Raw genomic sequence first — 16,814 nt, 5'->3', positions numbered from 1 at the left:
ACGCGCCGGAGAAACTCTCCATGGTCACCGGCCCCGCCACGGCACTAGCGTCTGCGGGTGTGGACACCGCACTCGACGCGCTCACCGCCGCACTGCCGGACAGCGCACTCGTCACAGACCCCGACGTCCTGGCCACACTGGCCGCCGACGACGCCGAGTGGGCCCCGGCGGGGAAACCCCTGGCCGCACTGCGTGCGAACTCCACCGACCAGGTGCGGGCCGCCGTCCGCGTCTGCGCCGGCCTGCGGATACCGGTCGTCACCCGGGGCGCGGGAACCGGCCTCTCCGGCGGTGCCAACGCCACCGACGGCTGCCTCGTGCTGGACCTCTCCAGGATGAACCGCATCCTGGAGATCGACGCGGAGAACCTGCTGGCCGTCGTCCAGCCCGGGGTGGTCAACAACGACCTCAAGGCCGCCGTCGCCGAGCACGGGCTGTGGTACCCGCCGGACCCGGCCAGCGCCCCCTGGTCCACCATCGGCGGCAACGTCGCCACCAACGCGGGCGGCCTGTGCTGCCTCAAGTACGGCGTGACCCGCGACTACGTCCTGGGCCTCGAAGCCGTCATGGGCGGTCCCGCCGGCCCCTACGGCACCGCCGTGCGGTTCGGACGCCGCACCGCCAAGGGCGTCAGCGGCTACGACATGACCGGGCTGTTCACCGGATCCGAAGGCACCTTCGGCGTCCTCACCGAGATCACCCTGCGGCTGCGCCGGGCCCCCACGGGTACCCCGCACACCGTGGTCGGCGCCTTCGACGACCTCGTCTCGGCCGGGGAGGCCGTGGCCCTGTGCACCCGCCGCGGGCTCCAGCCCGCCGCGCTCGAACTCCTCGACCGCGCCTGCATGACGGCGGTCGAGGAGTGGAAGCACCTGGGCATCGAGGCGGACGCCGCCGCGCTGCTGCTGGCCCGGGTCGATTCCCCGGGCCAGGCAGGGGAGGAGGAGGCCGCAGCGGTGGCCGCCGCCTTCACTCAGAGCGGCGCGCTGTGGGCCGAGCGGTCCACCGACCCCACCGAGGCCGAGGCGCTGTTCGAGGTGCGTCGGCTCGCCTACCCCGCGCTGGAGAGGCTCGGCCCCGTACTCACCGAGGACATCTGCGTCCCGCGCTCCGCCGTCCCCGAGATGCTCGCCCGCACCGAGGCCACCGGGCACCGGCACGGCGTACGCATCGCCACCATCGCGCACGCGGGCGACGGCAACCTGCACCCGCTGCTGATCACCCCGCCCGGCGACGACGCGGCCCGCGAGGCCGCGCAGACCGCCTTCGAGGAACTGCTGTCCGAAGCCGTCGCGCTCGGCGGCACCGTCACCGGCGAACACGGCGTCGGACTGCTCAAACGGGACGGCATGACGAGGGAGCTGGGGCCGCAGGTCTGCGCTGTGCAGCACGCCGTCAAGGACGCGCTCGACCCCCTCAACCTGTTCAACCCGGGAAAGGTCGTGGACGCCGCCCACTGACGCTCACCGGGCGACCGGCACCGCCCCGGCCGAGCACCCGTCCCGCTCCGCCACCGGGTCTCACGGCGCCGTACCGTCCCGGCGGATCGGGCCCCACCTGCCCGGCTGACGGGTGACGATCTCGTGCGCCTCCGCGATGACCTGATCGGCGATCCAGCCGAGGGGAGAGACGTCACGGACCAGCGGCTCGTTGTCGGGCCCGCGCCCCAGCTCGTCGCCGGACAGCACCCAGGGACGGGTGCGGGCGTCCTTGAGCCGGGGCAGATGCGAATAGTCGTACAGGCGCCGGGCCACCCACACCCGCACGGGTCGCCCGTCCCACCACTCCTCCACGGCCAGTGGGCTGGCGGAGAGCCCCGGCATGGCGGCTCCCGTCAGGTCGTCCATGCTCGATCCCCGCTGCAGGTCGACCTCGGGCCCGCGTGACCAGCGCACGTAGAGCTGACCGCGCCGGGTGACCAGTTCGCTGAGGGCGTCCAGCGAGGAGAAGACCGGCATGGACCACCTCTCCGTCACCGTGTCCCTCCACTCCGCCGACGACCACCACACCCACTCCCGCCCCGACCTCCGGCCCCCGGCAACGGCCGCTGCGCGACCGCCGCCCCGCGACTGACGACGCCCGGGTTCCCCTCGCTCTCCGCCCCTAACGCGGCTTCGCTCATACGCGGCGAGCGGGTGGGAGGGTGTTCCTCCCACCCGCTCGGCATCGCATGCGTGTGCGCGTGTGCGCGTGGTGCGTGTGTGTGGTGTCGGCTGCTGGGTGGTGCCTTTTGCTCAGTAGGCGGAGTCGACGTTGTCCATGGTGCCGTAGCGGTCGGCTGCGTAGTTGCAGGCGGCGACGATGTTGGCGACGGGGTCGGTGAGCTTATCGGGGGTGCCCTTGACGTGGTACTGGTCGAAGGTGGGCTGGATCACCTGGAGCAGGCCCCTGGAGGGGGTGCCCTTCTGGGCGTTGACGTCCCAGTTGTTGACCGCGTTGGGGTCGCCGGCGGATTCGCGGATGATGTTGCGCTTGATGCCGTCGTAGGAGCCGGGGATGCCGTGCTTGTCCATGATGGCCTTGGCTTCACGGATCCAGCCGTCCAGGTTGTCGGGGTAGGACTTGCCGTCCTTGCCCTTGCCCTTGCCCTCGGCCTTGTCCGCCTTCTTCTCCGCCTTCTTGTCGTCGGCCTTGTCGGACTTCTTGTCGTCCTTGTCGGCGGCGGTCTGGGTGGCGTGGGCGGCGGGCTTGGTCTGGGGCGGGGTGGTGGCGGCGTGGGCGGTGCCGCCCAGTGCGGTGGTGGCGATGCCGGCGGCGCCCAGGACGGTCAGGCCGGTGGTCAGCTTGGTGTTGCGCAGAGCGGTACGCATGCGAGCGGATGCCTTTCGAAGGGGGACACATCCGGCCGCGTTTCCGGGCTGCGTGCCCGGTCTCGTCGCGACCTGGGGCCCACCCTGCGGACCGGCTCCCCGCCCCGACAACTATGTGACGTACTATCCCGCTTCGTCCCCTTCGCCCGTCGCCGTGCGCCGCTCCACTCCCACCCCCGAACCCCGGCGAATCGGACATACGAAGGTGTTTCGTATGTGATCTGGCCCCTATGGGTGCCCTCACATCCGGCCCCCGCCGCCGTCACCCACAGCACACCAACCCCACACCCACCGTCGGCGAAACGGGGCGGCCTGGGTCTTCTTTCGTGACCCGCTGTGAAGCCGAGCGAGGGGGGTACTCGTGGCCGCGCTCATGGAAGCCGGAGAGTCGGGGAGTCGATGACTGAGGCAGCGACGTCGGCGTCGCAGACGACAGCATCAGGGACGCCGCCACAGGGAGAGGCCGCGCCGTCGGACGGGACACGGCAGGACGGGGAGACGAAGACGACCGTGTGGGTCGCGCTCGGTGCGAATCTGCTGATCGCCGTCGCCAAGCTGGGGGGCGGGCTTGTCGCCGGGTCGCCCGCGTTGCTGTCGGAGGCCGCCCACTCGGTCGCGGACAGCCTCAACGAGGTCTTCCTTCTCGCCTCGCTGAAGCGGAGCCGCAAACCCGCCGACGCGGCGCACCCGTTCGGTTACGGCAAGGAGCGGTTCTTCTGGTCCCTCATCGCCGCCGTCGGCATCTTCGTCACGGGCGGCTGTTTTTCCTTCTTCCAGGGCTTCGAGGCGTTCACCTCCAGCAGCCAGGAGACGCTCACCGGCTACGTGGTGGGTCTGCTCGTGCTCTTCGTCGCGCTGCTGGCCGAAGGGACGTCGCTGGTCAGGGCGCTGCTTCAGGTGCGTGGGCAGGCGCGGGAGGCGTGCCGGACGATGCGGGCCGAGGTACGGCACAGCGAGGATCCTGCCCTGCGGACGGTGCTGGCGGAGGACAGCGCGGCCTGTCTGGGTGTGGTGCTGGCCATGGCCGGGATGGCGCTGCACATGGTGACGGGGCAGGGCTGGTACGAGGGTGTGGCGTCGCTGTCGATCGGGGCGCTGCTGGTCTACGTCGCCTTCGTCCTCGGACGCGGTGCCAAGGATCAGCTCATCGGCGTGGCGGCCGACCCGGTGCTGCGCCGGGAGATCCTGGACTTCCTCGACGCGCAGCCCGAGATCGACGCGGTCACCGAGGTGCTGACGATGCGGATGAGCCCGGACTCGGTGCTGTTGGCCGCCCGTGTCGACCTGGCGCCCGGGGTGGAGAGCGAGCACGTGGAGGACGCGCTCGTCCGGGTCAAGAGGGGCCTGGCCGAGCGGTGTGCCGACGTCGACCACGTCTTCTTGGACGTGGTCGACGCCGATCGCGAGGACCGTCGCAGGGCGCGGCGGGAACGCGAGGTGATCGAGCGCGCCGCCGAGGCGGAGGCGGCCGACGGCCGGACGGACTGAACCGCCGGGACGCCGGCGCGCCTCCGGCAGGTCACTCCTGGGACAGGGTTCCCGAACGGGCGAGGCGGCCGTACCAGGCGGCGCTCGACTTCGGGGTGCGTCGCTGCGAGGCGTAGTCGACGTGGACGATGCCGAAGCGCTTGCCGTAGCCCCACGCCCACTCGAAGTTGTCCAGCAGCGACCAGACGAAGTAGCCGCGGACATCGGCTCCTTCCCTGATCGCGCGGTGGACGGCCTGGAGGTGGCTGCGCACGTACGCGATGCGCTCGGGGTCGTGGTACTGGCCGTCCGCGTCGGCGGTGTCGGGGTAGGCGGCCCCGTTCTCGGACACGTACAGGGGCGTGCCGGGCGCTTCGTAGCGGAAGCGCAGCAGCAGTTCGGTCAGACCGCCGGGGTCGATGCTCCAGCCCATCGCCGTGCGCTCGCCGGGCAGTTGGTGGAAGGAGACGCGGTCCGCCGCCGGCCAGGGCGAGTGGGCGCTGGCGCCGTGGCCGTCCCGGCGTTCGGGTTCGGTGCCTTCCTGTGCGGCGGAGACCACGGTGGGGGTGTAGTAGTTGACGCAGACGCCGTCGAGGGGCTGGTGCGCCGTGTCGGTGTCGCCGTCGTGGACGAAGGACCAGTCGGTGAGCTCGGCGGTGTCGGCCAGCAGGTCCTCGTCGTACCTGCCGTGCAGCATGGGCCCGGTGAAGACGCGGGTCGCCAGCGCGTCGATCCGGCGGGCGGCGTCGCGGTCGGCCGCGCTGTCCGTACGGGCCCGTACCACGGCCGCGTTGAGGCTGACGCTCACCTGGGCGCGGCCCGGGAGGGCCGAGCGCAGCGCCTGGGTGCCCAGTCCGTGTGCCAGGTTGAGGTGGTGGGCCGCCCGCAGCGCGTCGACGGGGTCGGTGCGCCCCGGGGCGTGCACGCCGGAGCCGTAGCCCAGAAAGGCGCTGCACCAGGGTTCGTTGAGCGTGGTCCACAGCTCGACGCGGTCGCCGAGCGCCTCGGCGACCAGGCGGGCGTAGTCCGCGAAGCGGTGGGCGGTGTCCCGGGCGGGCCAGCCGCCGGCGTCCTCCAGTTCCTGGGGCAGGTCCCAGTGGTAGAGGGTCACGACAGGCCTGATGCCCGCTGTCAGCAGCTCGTCGGTCAGCGCGCGGTAGAAGTCGAGGCCGCGCTGCGAGGCGGGGCCGCGCCCGGTCGGCTGGACGCGGGACCAGGAGACGGAGAAGCGGTAGGCGCCCAGGCCGAGTTCGGACATCAGCGCCACGTCGTCGCGGTAGCGGTGGTAGTGGTCGCAGGCCACGTCCCCCGTCTGGTTCTCGACCACCTTGCCCGGCGTGTGGGAGAAGGTGTCCCAGATGGAGGGGGTGCGTCCGCCCTCGCGCACCGCGCCTTCGACCTGATAGGCGGCGGTGGCGGCGCCCCACAGGAATCCGCTGGGAAAGTCGAGGGGGGTGGCGGTGTGTGCGGCGGTGTCGGGCGACAGAGTCATAGGAGCGCTCCCATCGTGCGGGGCACGGCTGTGCCCCGGGGTGGCACGGGGCACGGTCGGTGCCCCGGATCGGTCGTCGGAGGCGTGTGCGCCCTTCGGACGCGTGTGCGGTGTGTGCGGTGTGTACGTGTGCGGTACGAGCGCCTGTGCGGCGTGCGCGGAGGGTGCGGGGCGGGGAGCCGGGACGGACACGCCCCCACGGGTGTCCGTCCCGGCTCCGGCCCGCGGGCCCGCCCGTGGGCCGGCTCAGCCCTTGACGGCCCCCTGCATGACGCCGCCCACGATCTGCTTGCCGAACAGGAGGAAGACGACGAGCAGCGGCAGGGTGCCCAGCAGCGCGCCGGCCATGATGACGGACTCGTCGGGGATGTAGCCCTGGCCGAGTCCTGTCAGCGCGACCTGCACCGTCGGGTTGTCCTGGGTCAGCGCGATGATGGGCCAGAAGAACTCGTTCCAGGCCAGGACGAACGTCAGCATGCCCAGTACGGCCATGGCGGGCCTGGCCACCGGGAAGACGACGTGCCAGACGACGCGCAGACTGTGCGCGCCGTCCACCCGGGCGGCCTCGATCAGTTCGGTCGGCAGCGCGCTGACCAGGTACTGGCGCATGAAGAAGACGCCGAAGGCGTTGACCATCATCGGCAGGATGACCGCCTGCAGTTGGTTGGTCCACTCCAGCTCGGCGACCGCCATGAACAGCGGGACGACGCTGAGCTGGGGCGGCACCATCATGGTGCCGATCACCGTCAGCAGCAGGGCGTTCTTCGCCCGGAAACGGAGCTTGGCGAAGGCGTACCCGGCCAGCGTGGCGAACACCACGGTGGTCAGGGCGATGGTGCCCGCCACGAAGACGGTGTTGAACAGCGCCTTGCCCATGTTGGCGTCGGACCATGCGGTGGTCAGGTTGGCGAACAGGTCCCCGCCGAACCAGAACGGCGGTGGCGTCTCCGCCAGCCGCTGGTTGTTCCGTGAGGCGGCGACGGCCGTCCAGACCAGGGGGAAGAGCGAGCCGACGGTGAACAGCAGCAGGACGGCGTAGGTGAACTTCCCGGCGTGCAGGTGCCGCCCGGCGCCCCTGGCGCGGCGCGGGGTGGTGGTGTGCGACATCTCCCGCCCCCCTTCAGTGGGTCTTGTTGAGTCGTCGGGAGATCAGCCAGTTGACCAGGCCGACCACGATGAGGAGGAGGAACATCGCCCAGGCGATGGCCGACGCGCGGCCGAGCTGGAAGTTGAACCATCCCTGTTCGTACAGGTACAGACCCAGCGTCTGGTACTGGTGGGAGCCGCCACCGGTCTGCGAGCCGCCGAACAGCAGCGGCTCACCGAACAGCTGGGTGGCGCCGATGGTGGAGACGACGACGGTGAACAGGATCGTCGGCCGCAGGCTCGGCACCGTCACGTGCAGGAACTGCTGCCACCTGGAGGCGCCGTCCAGCGCGGCGGACTCGTACAGGTCGTGCGGGACGGCCTGCATGGCGGCCAGGTAGATCAGCGCGTTGTAGCCCGTCCACCGCCAGATCACGATCGAGGAGACGGCCAGCTGCGAGGTCCAGGTGCCGTTCTCCCAGTCGACGTGGTCGATGCCGATCAGCCCCAGGCCCCAGTTGACCATCCCGTAGTCGCGGCCGAAGAGCATGGCGAACACCAGCGTGGCGGCGGCCACGGACGTGGCGTAGGGGGTGAGCATCGCGACGCGGAAGAAGGTGGAGCCGCGCAGCTTGTAGTTGAGCAGGTGTGCCAGGCCCAGGGCCATCAGCAGCTGCGGCACGGTGGACAGGACGCCGATGGTGAGGGTGTTGCGCAGCGCGTTCCAGAAGAAGTCGTCCTCCAGCAGCCGCGAGAAGTTGTGCAGCCCCACCCACTCCATGTGGGTGGGATCGTGCAGCGACACCCGGTGCAGCGAGGCCCAGCCCGTGTAGAGCAGCGGGAAGAGGCCGAAGGCGGCGAAGAAGAGGAAGAACGGCGCGATGAACGCGTAGGGGCTGAAGCGTGCGTCCCACCGGTGGCGCCGGCGGACGCGGGGCCCCGGCCCCTGAGTGCCGCCGGTGCTCTCGGTGGCTGCCGCGCGGCCCTGACCGCCCTCTGCCCGCGCCGGTTCCTCTCCGGTGGCCCCGGGCGGCCCCGTGGTCCGCGCCCGGGGGAGCGGATCAGTTCTCGACGACGTCATCGATCTTCTTCACCACCGCGTTCCAGCCCTCCTCGGGCGACTTGCCCTGCTGCTCCACCTGGAGGATGCCGATGTCGGAGATGGTCGTCTTGATGACACCGTCCTTGGGGCCGAGCGGGATGGTGGGGATGCCCTCGGCGGCCTCGGCGAAGATGTCGCCGATGGGCGCGTCACCGAAGTAGGGGTGCTTGGCGTCCTTGACCTCGGGCAGGTCGTACGCCGCCTTCGCGCTGGGGAAGCTGGCCTGCTTCTCGAACAGCCTCGCCTGCTGCTTCGGGGCGGTCAGCCACTGGGCCAGCTTCAGCGCCTCCTTCTCGTTCTTGCCGCCCTTGGGGACGGTCAGGAACGAGCCGCCCCAGTTCCCGGGCTTCGGCGCGGGTGCCACGTCCCACTTGTCCGCGGCCTTCTCGCCGGCCTTCTCCTTGATGTAGCCGAGCATCCAGGGCGGGCAGACGACGCTGGCGAAGGCGCCGTTGGCGTAGGCCTGGTCCCACTCCTTGTCGAACTGCTTGAGCTTGCCGGTCATCTTCCCGTCGACGGCGCGCATGGCCAGGTCCCAGGACTCGCGCACGCCCTTGCTCTTCTTGTAGACCAGCTTGCCGTCGGCGTCGTAGTACTTGACCGGGTAACTGGAGACCGCGCCGTTGTACAGGCCCGCGGCGCCGTCGGTGAAGGCGGTGTCCTTCGGTGCCGCCTTCATGTACCGCTCGCCGGTCTCGACGTACTTCTCCCAGTCGCCCTTCCACAGCTTGCCGACCTCGCCCCGCTCGCTGGGCAGGCCCGCCTTCTCGAACAGGTCCTTGCGGTAGCAGATGCCCATGGGCCCGATGTCCGTGCCGAGCCCGACGACCTGGCCGCCGGGGGCCTTGGCCTGGTTCCACTTCCAGCTCAGCCAGTCGGACTTGTCGACGCCCTCGGCCTTGGCCATGTCGACGAACTTGTCGGCGTGCAGCTGTGCGACCTCGCTGATGTTGTCGACTTCGACGGCCTGGATGTCGCTCAGGCCGCTGCCGGCCGACAGGTGGTTGAGCAGGGCGGGGTAGTAGTTCTCGTTCCGCTCGATCGCGTTTTCCTTGATGCGGATGTTCGGGTGGAGCTTCTCGTACTCGTCGTAGAGGCCGGCCTGCTTGTAGCCGAAGACGCCGAAGACCCCGACGGACACGGTGGTCTTGCCGTCGGCGCTCGCGCTCGACCCTCCGCTGTCCTGTGCGCAGCCGCTGAGCAGACCGGCTCCCAGCACGGCGGTGAGGCCGTAGGCGAGGGGGCGGGTGCGCAGCGCGCGGTGCCCGGTGCGCCGCTGGCCCTCGGGGGCGTGCGCCCGGCCCTCGCTTCTCTTCCCTGTGGTGCTCGTCTTCCTGATCGTGGCCATGGCTGTGCCGCCCCTCCCGAAATACTGCCGAAAGCGGGAGCCGCATCCGCACCCGTGTGTGGGAGCGCTCCCATTCATGCGTTGCAGAATGGGCGAGGAGCGCCGCTGCGTCAAGGGCTGTGACAGGGGGAGCGCTTCCACCAGCGCGTGTAGTTGAATGAGATCCACAGCCGCACGCGTACCGGCCGCGGTCGCTCGACCCGGCCGCCGGAAGGAGGACCGTCCATGCCAGCAGCCCGCGGGGGAGACGCCCAGAAGACCGGGCCCACCCTGGAACAGGTCGCCGCCCGCGCCGGCGTCGGGCGGGGGACGGCCTCGCGGGTCATCAACGGCTCGCCCCGGGTCAGCGAACGCACCCGCGCCGCCGTGCAGGCGGCCGTGGCCGAACTCGGCTACGTCCCCAACCGTGCGGCGCGCGCCCTGGCCGCCGGCAGCATGGACGCCATCGCCCTCGTCGTCCCCGAACAGGAGAACCGGCTCTTCGCCGAGCCCTACTTCTCCGAGATCCTGCGCGGCGTCAGCGCCGAACTCGCCGACACCGACAAGCAGCTGCTGCTCACCCTCATCAGGGACGAGCGCAGCCGCGACCGCTTCACCCAGTACGCCGCGGCCCACCGCGTCGACGGCGTGCTGCTCGTGTCCGTACACGCCGACGACCCGCTGCCCGACCTGCTGCGGGACGTCGGCATGCCCGCGGTGCTCAGCGGCCGCCGCTCGTCGGCCGAACACGTGCCCTACGTCGACTCCGACAACCTCCTCGGCGCCCAGCTCGCCGTCGAACACCTCATCGGGCGTGGACGCCGCAAGGTCGCCACCATCACGGGCCCCCTGGACATGTACGCCGCCCGCTGCCGGCTGGCCGGCTACCACGAAGCGCTCACGGCAGCCGGCAGGACCGGCCCCGAGCCGGGCGCACGGCCTGCCGTGGAGGCGGCCCACCGCCCGGCTTCGGCACCGGGCGGGCGGCTGGTCGCCGAGGCCGACTTCACCGAGGAGGGCGGCCACCGCGCCATGCGGGGACTGCTGGAGCGGGATCCGGACGTGGACGCCGTCTTCTGCGCCTCCGACGTGATGGCCGCGGGCGCCCGGCTGGCCCTGCGGGAGTCGGGGCGGGAGGTGCCGCACGACGTGGCGCTCGTCGGCTTCGACGACTCCGCCGTCGCCCGGCACATGGACCCGCCGCTGACGACCGTCAAGCAGCCCATCGAGGAGATGGGGCGCGCCATGGTCCGGATGCTGCTCGGGCTCATGGGTTCCGAACCCGACCCGCGCGGCGCCCCCGCTCCCGGCGCCGGACAGCCCCAACTCGTCCTCCCCACGGAGCTGATCCGCCGCGGGTCCTCCTGAGGGGAAGGATCCCCGCCGGTACCGGGAGGCCCGCACGAGCGGGCAAACGGGCGGCAGGCTACGTTCGTGCGGGAGAGACCCCGCGGCACGGCGAGTCCGGCAGCCGTACGGGGCGGACGACGGCGCGCGGCGCGGAAGGCGGCGCGGCGGCCCACCCGGACCGATCGGAGACGCGTGAGCGGGACAGCCCCCGACGGGCACGAGAGCGCCCACGACCAGGGCCACCCGCGCCGCTGGGCGATCCTGGTGGCCATCTGCGCCGCGCTGCTCGTGATCGTCGTCGACAACACCGTGCTCAACGTGGCGCTGCCCTCCATCGCCGCCCGGTTCGAGGCGTCCACGGCCTGGCAGCAGGCGGTGCTCGACGCCTACACCGTCGTCTTCTCCGGGCTGCTGATCACGGCCGGGGCCCTCTCGGACCGCTGGGGCAGACGGCGCGCGATGGTCGCGGGGCTGGTCGTCCTCGGCCTCTCCTCGGCTGCCGCCGCGCTGGCCTGGTCGGTGTGGTGGCTGGTGGCGATGCGCGCGCTGATGGGGGTCGGCGCCGCACTCGTGATGCCCGCCACGCTGGCGCTCCTGGTCCACGTCTTCCCCGCGCACGAGCGTCCCCGTGCCTTCGCGGTGTGGGGCGTCGTCGCCTCGGTGGCGATGGCCGTCGGCCCGGTGCTGGGCGGCGCGTTGGTCGCGCTGTGGAGCTGGACCGGCGCCTTCCTGGTCAACGTGCCGGTGGCGTGCGGGGCCGTCGTGGCGATCTGGCGACTGGTGCCCGAGTCGCGGGACAGCAGTGTCCGCCCGGTGGATCCGCGAAGCGCCGCGTGGATCACCGTCGGCATGGTCGCGCTGACCACCGGGGTGATCCTGGCCGGAGAAGGCGGACCGTCGCAGCCCGCCGTCCTGGTGGCCGCGCCGGTGGCGCTGCTGGCGGGAGCCGCTTTCCTGCGGCGTCAACGGAGGGCCGCGGCCCCCATGGTGGACCTGTCGCTCTACCGCGACCGCCAGTTCGCGGGCGGCAGCGCCGCCGTGACCATCATCTCCATGGGGACCGGCAGCACCCTGTTCATCCTGGCCCAGTACCTGCAACTGGTGCGCGGCATGGACCCCCTCCAGGCGGGCCTGGCCTCAGCGCCGATGGCGGCAGGCGTCGTGCTGGGTTCGTACGCGGGCGGCCGGGCGCCGGCGCGCATCGGACACCGGCTCAGCGTCATCGCCGGCTTCACCGCCACGGCCGTGGGCTTCCTCTTCCTGGCCGCGCTCACCCCGCACGGCAGCTACCTCCTCGCCGCCGTCGGCCTGTTCCTGGTGGGCGGCGGCAACGGCTTCGCCGGCCCCGCCGTCACCAGCACCGTGCTGGGAGCCGTACCCAAGGACCGGGCGGGGCTGGGCTCGGCGCTCAACGACACGCACCAGCAGTTCGGCGTCGCGCTCGGTGTCGCCCTCCTCGGCGGCCTCGTCGCAGCGGTCTACCGGGCGGGGCTGCCCGCGACCGTTCCCGGTGAGGCCCGCGGCGCGCTGGCCGCGACCCTCGACCACAGCAGGGGCCTGCCCGAGGGCCGCGGGGACGCCCTCGCCGCCGCCGCGCGGACCGCCTTCACACAAGCGCAGACCGCGACGATGCTCGCCGCCGCGGGCTGCGTCACGGTCGGCGTCGTCATCGCCGCGCTCGTCCTGCGGCGCGACACGGGCGAGGACGAGGGGCGCGCGAAGCGGACGGGGCGGCCGGCGCGGCGTCGCCGGGCGGAACGGGAGAGCGCCTGAGCCAGGCACCGGGCCGAACCCCTGGGCCGACAGGGTGGGTTGCTCCTCCTCGCGGGCCGGCGGCGCCGGCGAGTGGCGCGGCAGAACGGGGTGGCAGGAACGGCCGGAGACCGGCAATAGTCTGATCATGAGCGTTTCATCGGAACACCTCCACGGCCAGGGCGACAACGCGGCGGCCCCCCGCCGGCGCGGCTCCTTCACGCCCCGCCAGGTGGCCGCCACGGTCCTCACCGCCTCGGTCGCCCTCTACATCGCGCTGGTCGCCTTCGGCAACATCACCGACTTCGGCACCAACCAGCAGTTCGTGCGGCACGTCCTCGCGATGGACACCACCTTCCGCGACGAGGACCTGATGTGGCGGGCCATCACATCCCGGTTCTGGCAGGACGCGGCCTACGTCGCCATCATCGTCTGGGAGACGGCGTCGGCGCTCGTCCTGATCGCCGGGACGTGGCTGTGGCTGCGACGCGACCCAGGGCGGGCGCGTGCCGTCTCCACCGTCGGCCTGTCGATGCTCCTTCTGCTGTTCGGCGCGGGCTTCCTCGCCATCGGCGGGGAGTGGTTCGCCATGTGGCAGTCGGAGAAGTGGAACGGGCTTCAGTCCGCCACCCGCATCCTCCTCCTCAGCGGCTTGGCCCTGCTGGCGGTGCACGCCACGGGGGGCCGCGAGGGCGCGCGGTCCGACTAGGGTTTTCACGTTCGGATCCGCCGGCTCATCGAACGGCGCCGCAGCCGACGGCATCCGAGGTGAGGCACGCGCCGGGCGCCAGCGGCCAGGGGCGGGCCACAGGGCGCCAGCCGCGTGCCGTCAGTGGTGTGCGGGGGCAGTCGCTCGCGAACAGCACCCGCGTCGCGTCGGTGACCCGCACCCCCGCGACGTCCGCGCCGCGGCCCTCCCACGGGCCGGCCGCGGTGAAGCGCCAGCGCAGGCGCACTCCCGCCCGGGAAGGGGCTGCCTCCAGGGGCACCCGCACGTGCTGCCAGGCCCGTTCGCCGTGCCCGGAAGAACGCGTACCGGCGACGGCGCGCCAGGTGTCCGAGCCGTCGGTGCTGCGCTCCAGCACCAGGCCGCCCCCGGCGCCGCTGTCGACGAGCGCGTCGTAGCTGACGGTCAGCGGGCCGTCCGCGTGCAGGGCCGGGGTCGTCAGGGTGCCGGCCTCTCCCCCCTTCGGCTCGGCGTACCAGGAGCGTCCTTTGTCCGGTGGCCGCGCGGGGATCGCGCGGGCGAGCGCGGTGGCGGCGGCCCGGCGCGCCGGGTTGGTGGAGGGGGTCGCGTCGTCGGGGTGCACGCGGTTGGTCAGCAGGATCGCGAAGGAGCGGGAGGCGGGGTCGATCACCAGTGAGGTGCCGGTGAAGCCGGTGTGGCCCAGCGTCCGCGGTGCGGTGAGGCCGCCCATGTACCAGGGCTGGTTCAGCTCGAAGCCGAGACCGTGGTCGTGACCGGGGAAGCGCCTGTTGTAGTCGCGCTCCAGCAGGGTCACGGCGTGCCCGCTGAGGATGCGGTGGCCGCGGTAGGTGCCCCCGTTGAGCAGCGCCTGGGCGAGGAGCGCCAGGTCGTCCACGGTGGAGAAGACCCCGGCGTGCCCGGCGACACCGCCCATGGCCCAGGCGTTGGCGTCGTGCACCGAGCCGCGCAGCGGGCCTCCGCGGTCGGGGAGGCGCTGGTTCGAGGTGGCGGCGATGCGCGGCCACCAGGAGTGCGGCGGGTTGTAGGCGGTGTCGGTCATGCCCAGCGGCTCGGTGATGCCCTCTCGTACGAGCGTGTCGAGCCGCTTCCCCGTGACCTTCTCCAGCACCAGCTGCATGCTGAGCATGTTGAGGTCGGAGTAGCGGTAGTGGGTTCCGGGCGCGTTGAGTGGTGCGGCACGCAGGACGGCTCGGGCGCGGGCCTCGCGGCCGCCGGAGACCTGCCACAGCGGTGGTCTCGGATCGGCCGGCAGGCCGGATGTGTGGGTGAGCAGCTGCCGGATGGTGATGCGGTCCTTGCCCGCCGCGGCGAACCCCGGCAGGTAGCGGGCGGCGGGCGCGTCCAGCCGCAGCCGTCCGGCGTCGATCTGCTGCGCCGCCACCAGGGAGGTGAACAGTTTCGAGAGGGAGGCCAGGTCGTAGACGGTGTCGGCACGGGCGGGTACGCGCTCCGCGGGCGGCAGTTCGCGCCCGTCCGGCCCGTACCGCAGGGCGTCGCCACGGGCGAGACGCGCGACGACGGCGCCCTCGTGGGCGAGGAGCGCGGTGGCGCCGGGGAAGAGGTATCCCTCGCCGCGTGCCGGGTCGGTCCACTCGGCCAGCTGCCGCGTGAACGCGTCGAGGGGGCCGGGATCGAGGCCCGCCCGCCCCGGGCTGGTGCGGTGCAGCACCGTATCTGCGGGCGCGAACCCCGCGTAGGGCCGGCCGAACCCTCGGCTGGAGCCGGGGATCTGCGGGCCCGGGCTCGGCCCTGTTGCCGGGCCACGCCCGGCAGCCGACGACGCCGCTGCCGTCGTCACCGACGGTGCCACCGCTGCCGCTGAAGCCGCCGCGGAGCGGCCGGGTACCGGGAGGGCAGGCCGCGTGTGGGCCGCGCCCTGCGGCGGTGCCAGGAGCGCGGCGAGCGTGGCGCAGGCGGCGAGTACGCTCGCCGGCGCGGTGACGTACGCACAAATCCGCACGCGGACTCCATCGACCTCGTAGCTGCCCGGGACGGTGCGTGGCTGCCGTCTGCGGTGCCGCGCTCACGAACGTACGCGCGTCGGCCCGTGCGCGTCCCGGCGCGACACGTGCGAGACGCCGTTTCTCCGTCTCCCTATTCCCCGTGTGGCCGGGCGCCGGGGTGACCGGTGCCGGGCGGCGGCTCGCCGGGAGGGGGTTTCGCCCGCAGCGGCGTGCCCGCCACGGGACATTCGTACGGACAGCCCGCGGCCTCGCCGGCAGGGGGCTCCTTCGGGCCCGGTGCGGGCTCCGCCGCCGTCTCCAGGACGTCGCGGCGGATGGTTGCCAGGGCGAGGAGACCGCCGGCCACCGCGAGGGCCGCCGTGATGAGCATGGCGGTGTGGAAACCGTCGGCGAGGGCGCGCGGGTCCTGGAAGTCCCGGCCGCCGATGCCGGCCAGCAGGGGGAGGGCGGCGACGGCCGCGAGTTGCGCGAGACGGGAGACGGCGTTGTTGACGCCCGAGGCGATGCCGGAGTGCCCGGACGGTGCGGCCGCCAGCGCGGTGGCGGTCACGGGCGCGACGGTGGTGGCCAGCCCGAGCCCGAAGACGAGCACCGCGGGCAGCACAGAAGTGGCGTAACCGGCCGGGCCGCCGCCGTCGTCCACGCCGATCCGCAGCATCAGCAGCATGCCGGCGGCCAGCAGCAGCGGCCCCACACTCAGGGGCAGCCGCGGGCCGACGCGTTGTGCCAGCGCGCCCGCTCGCGAGGAGAGAGCCAGCATCAGCAGCGTCACGGGCAGCGAGGCCGCACCGGCCGCCAGCGGGCTGTACCCCAGGGAGGTCTGGAGGAAGACGACGAGCAGGAAGAAGACCCCGCCCAGCGCGGCGTACACCACGAAGGTCACGGCGTTGGCGCTGAGGAACTGCCCGGCACGGAAGACCCCGGGAGGCAGCATCGGGTGCTCGGCGTGCCGCTCCGTGTGGACGAACCCGGCGAGTGCGGCGAGACCGGCGAGCAGTGCGAGCGCCGTCACCCAGCCGGGCGACTCGCCACGGGGACCCTCGATCAGTGCGTAGGTGACGCCGCCGAGCCCGGCCGTCACCAGCGCGGCGCCGCGCACGTCCAGGCGGCCCGTGGCGCCGGGGGCGCGGCTCTCGGGCACGTGGCGGGCGGTGACGGCGACGACCGCCAACCCGATCGGGACGTTGAGGAGGAAGATCCACCGCCAGGAGAAGGCGTCGATGAGCCAGCCGCCGAGGAGGGGGCCGAGCGCGGAGGCCACTCCCGTCAGCGCGGACCAGGTGCCGATGGCCCTGGCCCGGTCGGCCGAGCGGTAGCTCGCCTGGATGAGGGCCAGGCTGCCCGGGGTGAGCAGCGCGGCGCCGATCCCCTGCAGCGCACGGGCGAGGATGAGGATTCCGGCGTCAGGGGCCGCCGCGCACAGCACGGAGGGCACCACGAAGCAGCCGACGCCGAGGGTGAAGACGCGCCGGCGCCCGTACCGGTCCGCGAGGGAGCCGCCGAGCAGGATCAGCGCGGCGAGCGTGAGCAGGTAGCCGTCCAGTACCCACTGGAGCGCGGAGACGTCCGCGTGCACGTCCCGTCCGATCGCCGGGAGGGCGACGTTGACGACGGTCGCGTCGAGGAACCCCATGGCCGAGCCGAGGACCGTGGCCGTGAGCAGCCACCGGCCCTCCGCCGACCGGAAGGCGACGGTCCCGGCGGCGGGCGCAGAACCCTCGGGCGCGTTCATCCTGGCTCGCCGCCCTTCCGTCC

Annotated in this window: 13 protein-coding genes; 5 read left to right on the top strand and 8 right to left on the bottom strand. The window is 72.6% G+C overall.

Annotation, left to right across the window (positions count from 1 at the left end; all coding sequences use genetic code 11):
• The first annotated feature begins 20 nt into the window (after positions 1–20).
• Positions 21–1,460: an FAD-binding oxidoreductase gene (locus MMF93_RS02735; RefSeq protein ID WP_242749226.1), complete on the top strand. Its 1,440-nt coding sequence runs from the start codon at positions 21–23 to the stop codon at positions 1,458–1,460.
• 60 nt (positions 1,461–1,520) lie between these two features.
• Here the strand turns inward: MMF93_RS02735 and MMF93_RS02730 are convergent, their stop codons facing one another.
• Together MMF93_RS02730 and MMF93_RS02725 are read right to left on the bottom strand one after the other, a co-directional pair.
• A complete protein-coding gene (locus MMF93_RS02730; RefSeq protein ID WP_242757212.1) occupies positions 1,521–1,958 on the bottom strand; it encodes a DUF6098 family protein in 438 nt (145 codons plus the stop codon).
• A 276-nt stretch (positions 1,959–2,234) separates the two neighbouring features.
• On the bottom strand, positions 2,235–2,810 hold the full coding sequence (locus MMF93_RS02725; RefSeq protein WP_242749116.1) for a transglycosylase SLT domain-containing protein: 576 nt from the start codon (positions 2,808–2,810) through the stop codon (positions 2,235–2,237).
• Between the two features lie 399 nt (positions 2,811–3,209).
• Here MMF93_RS02725 and MMF93_RS02720 point away from each other — a divergent pair, with 399 nt between their 5' ends.
• On the top strand, positions 3,210–4,298 hold the full coding sequence (locus MMF93_RS02720) for a cation diffusion facilitator family transporter (RefSeq protein WP_242749224.1): 1,089 nt from the start codon (positions 3,210–3,212) through the stop codon (positions 4,296–4,298).
• Between the two features lie 31 nt (positions 4,299–4,329).
• Here MMF93_RS02720 and MMF93_RS02715 read toward each other — a convergent pair whose 3' ends face one another.
• The 4 genes from MMF93_RS02715 to MMF93_RS02700 form a co-directional block, all read right to left on the bottom strand.
• The gene (locus tag MMF93_RS02715) at positions 4,330–5,769 is read right to left on the bottom strand and encodes a GH1 family beta-glucosidase (RefSeq protein WP_242749222.1); all 1,440 of its coding nucleotides are present in this window, start codon (positions 5,767–5,769) and stop codon (positions 4,330–4,332) included.
• Between the two features lie 246 nt (positions 5,770–6,015).
• Positions 6,016–6,876 carry a carbohydrate ABC transporter permease gene (locus tag MMF93_RS02710; RefSeq protein ID WP_242749220.1) on the bottom strand — a complete coding sequence of 287 codons (861 nt, stop codon included), beginning with the start codon at positions 6,874–6,876 and terminating at the stop codon, positions 6,016–6,018.
• Between the two features lie 13 nt (positions 6,877–6,889).
• Positions 6,890–7,936 (bottom strand): carbohydrate ABC transporter permease, encoded by a 1,047-nt coding sequence (locus MMF93_RS02705; RefSeq protein WP_242749219.1) that lies wholly within the window; start codon positions 7,934–7,936, stop codon positions 6,890–6,892.
• Positions 7,917–9,305, bottom strand: coding sequence for an ABC transporter substrate-binding protein (locus MMF93_RS02700; RefSeq protein WP_242749217.1), 1,389 nt, complete (start codon positions 9,303–9,305; stop codon positions 7,917–7,919). Before MMF93_RS02700 ends, MMF93_RS02705 begins: the two co-directional genes overlap by 20 nt.
• Positions 9,306–9,530: 225 nt before the next feature.
• Here MMF93_RS02700 and MMF93_RS02695 point away from each other — a divergent pair, with 225 nt between their 5' ends.
• The 3 genes from MMF93_RS02695 to MMF93_RS02685 all read left to right on the top strand — a co-directional run bounded on the left by MMF93_RS02695 (position 9,531) and on the right by MMF93_RS02685 (position 13,095).
• On the top strand, positions 9,531–10,652 hold the full coding sequence (locus MMF93_RS02695) for a LacI family DNA-binding transcriptional regulator (RefSeq protein WP_242749216.1): 1,122 nt from the start codon (positions 9,531–9,533) through the stop codon (positions 10,650–10,652).
• Positions 10,653–10,826: 174 nt separating this feature from the next.
• The gene (locus MMF93_RS02690; RefSeq protein ID WP_242749214.1) at positions 10,827–12,407 is read left to right on the top strand and encodes an MFS transporter; all 1,581 of its coding nucleotides are present in this window, start codon (positions 10,827–10,829) and stop codon (positions 12,405–12,407) included.
• A gap of 127 nt (positions 12,408–12,534) precedes the next feature.
• A complete protein-coding gene (locus MMF93_RS02685; RefSeq protein ID WP_242749212.1) occupies positions 12,535–13,095 on the top strand; it encodes a DUF2165 domain-containing protein in 561 nt (186 codons plus the stop codon).
• Between the two features lie 25 nt (positions 13,096–13,120).
• Here MMF93_RS02685 and MMF93_RS02680 read toward each other — a convergent pair whose 3' ends face one another.
• Positions 13,121–15,055, bottom strand: a complete 1,935-nt coding sequence (locus tag MMF93_RS02680; protein WP_242749210.1) for a serine hydrolase domain-containing protein — start codon at positions 15,053–15,055, stop codon at positions 13,121–13,123.
• 134 nt (positions 15,056–15,189) lie between these two features.
• Positions 15,190–16,791 (bottom strand): MFS transporter, encoded by a 1,602-nt coding sequence (locus MMF93_RS02675; protein WP_242749209.1) that lies wholly within the window; start codon positions 16,789–16,791, stop codon positions 15,190–15,192.
• Positions 16,792–16,814: the final 23 nt, after the last annotated feature.

The organism is Streptomyces tubbatahanensis, assembly GCF_022699385.1.
Lineage (GTDB): Bacteria > Actinomycetota > Actinomycetes > Streptomycetales > Streptomycetaceae > Streptomyces > Streptomyces diacarni.
The sequence above is the reverse complement of the archived record's forward strand: the minus strand, read 5'-3'. Positions and strand labels throughout refer to the sequence as shown.

Excerpts from the sequence above, each read along its gene's own strand:
- MMF93_RS02735 (WP_242749226.1), top strand. The coding sequence starts at position 21 with ATGGTCACCGGCCCCGCCACGGCACTAGCGTCTGCGGGTGTGGACACC.
- MMF93_RS02730 (WP_242757212.1), bottom strand. The coding sequence starts at position 1,958 with ATGCCGGTCTTCTCCTCGCTGGACGCCCTCAGCGAACTGGTCACCCGG.
- MMF93_RS02725 (WP_242749116.1), bottom strand. The coding sequence starts at position 2,810 with ATGCGTACCGCTCTGCGCAACACCAAGCTGACCACCGGCCTGACCGTC.
- MMF93_RS02720 (WP_242749224.1), top strand. The coding sequence starts at position 3,210 with ATGACTGAGGCAGCGACGTCGGCGTCGCAGACGACAGCATCAGGGACG.
- MMF93_RS02715 (WP_242749222.1), bottom strand. The coding sequence starts at position 5,769 with ATGACTCTGTCGCCCGACACCGCCGCACACACCGCCACCCCCCTCGAC.
- MMF93_RS02710 (WP_242749220.1), bottom strand. The coding sequence starts at position 6,876 with ATGTCGCACACCACCACCCCGCGCCGCGCCAGGGGCGCCGGGCGGCAC.
- MMF93_RS02705 (WP_242749219.1), bottom strand. The coding sequence starts at position 7,936 with ATGACGTCGTCGAGAACTGATCCGCTCCCCCGGGCGCGGACCACGGGG.
- MMF93_RS02700 (WP_242749217.1), bottom strand. The coding sequence starts at position 9,305 with ATGGCCACGATCAGGAAGACGAGCACCACAGGGAAGAGAAGCGAGGGC.
- MMF93_RS02695 (WP_242749216.1), top strand. The coding sequence starts at position 9,531 with ATGCCAGCAGCCCGCGGGGGAGACGCCCAGAAGACCGGGCCCACCCTG.
- MMF93_RS02685 (WP_242749212.1), top strand. The coding sequence starts at position 12,535 with ATGAGCGTTTCATCGGAACACCTCCACGGCCAGGGCGACAACGCGGCG.
- MMF93_RS02675 (WP_242749209.1), bottom strand. The coding sequence starts at position 16,791 with ATGAACGCGCCCGAGGGTTCTGCGCCCGCCGCCGGGACCGTCGCCTTC.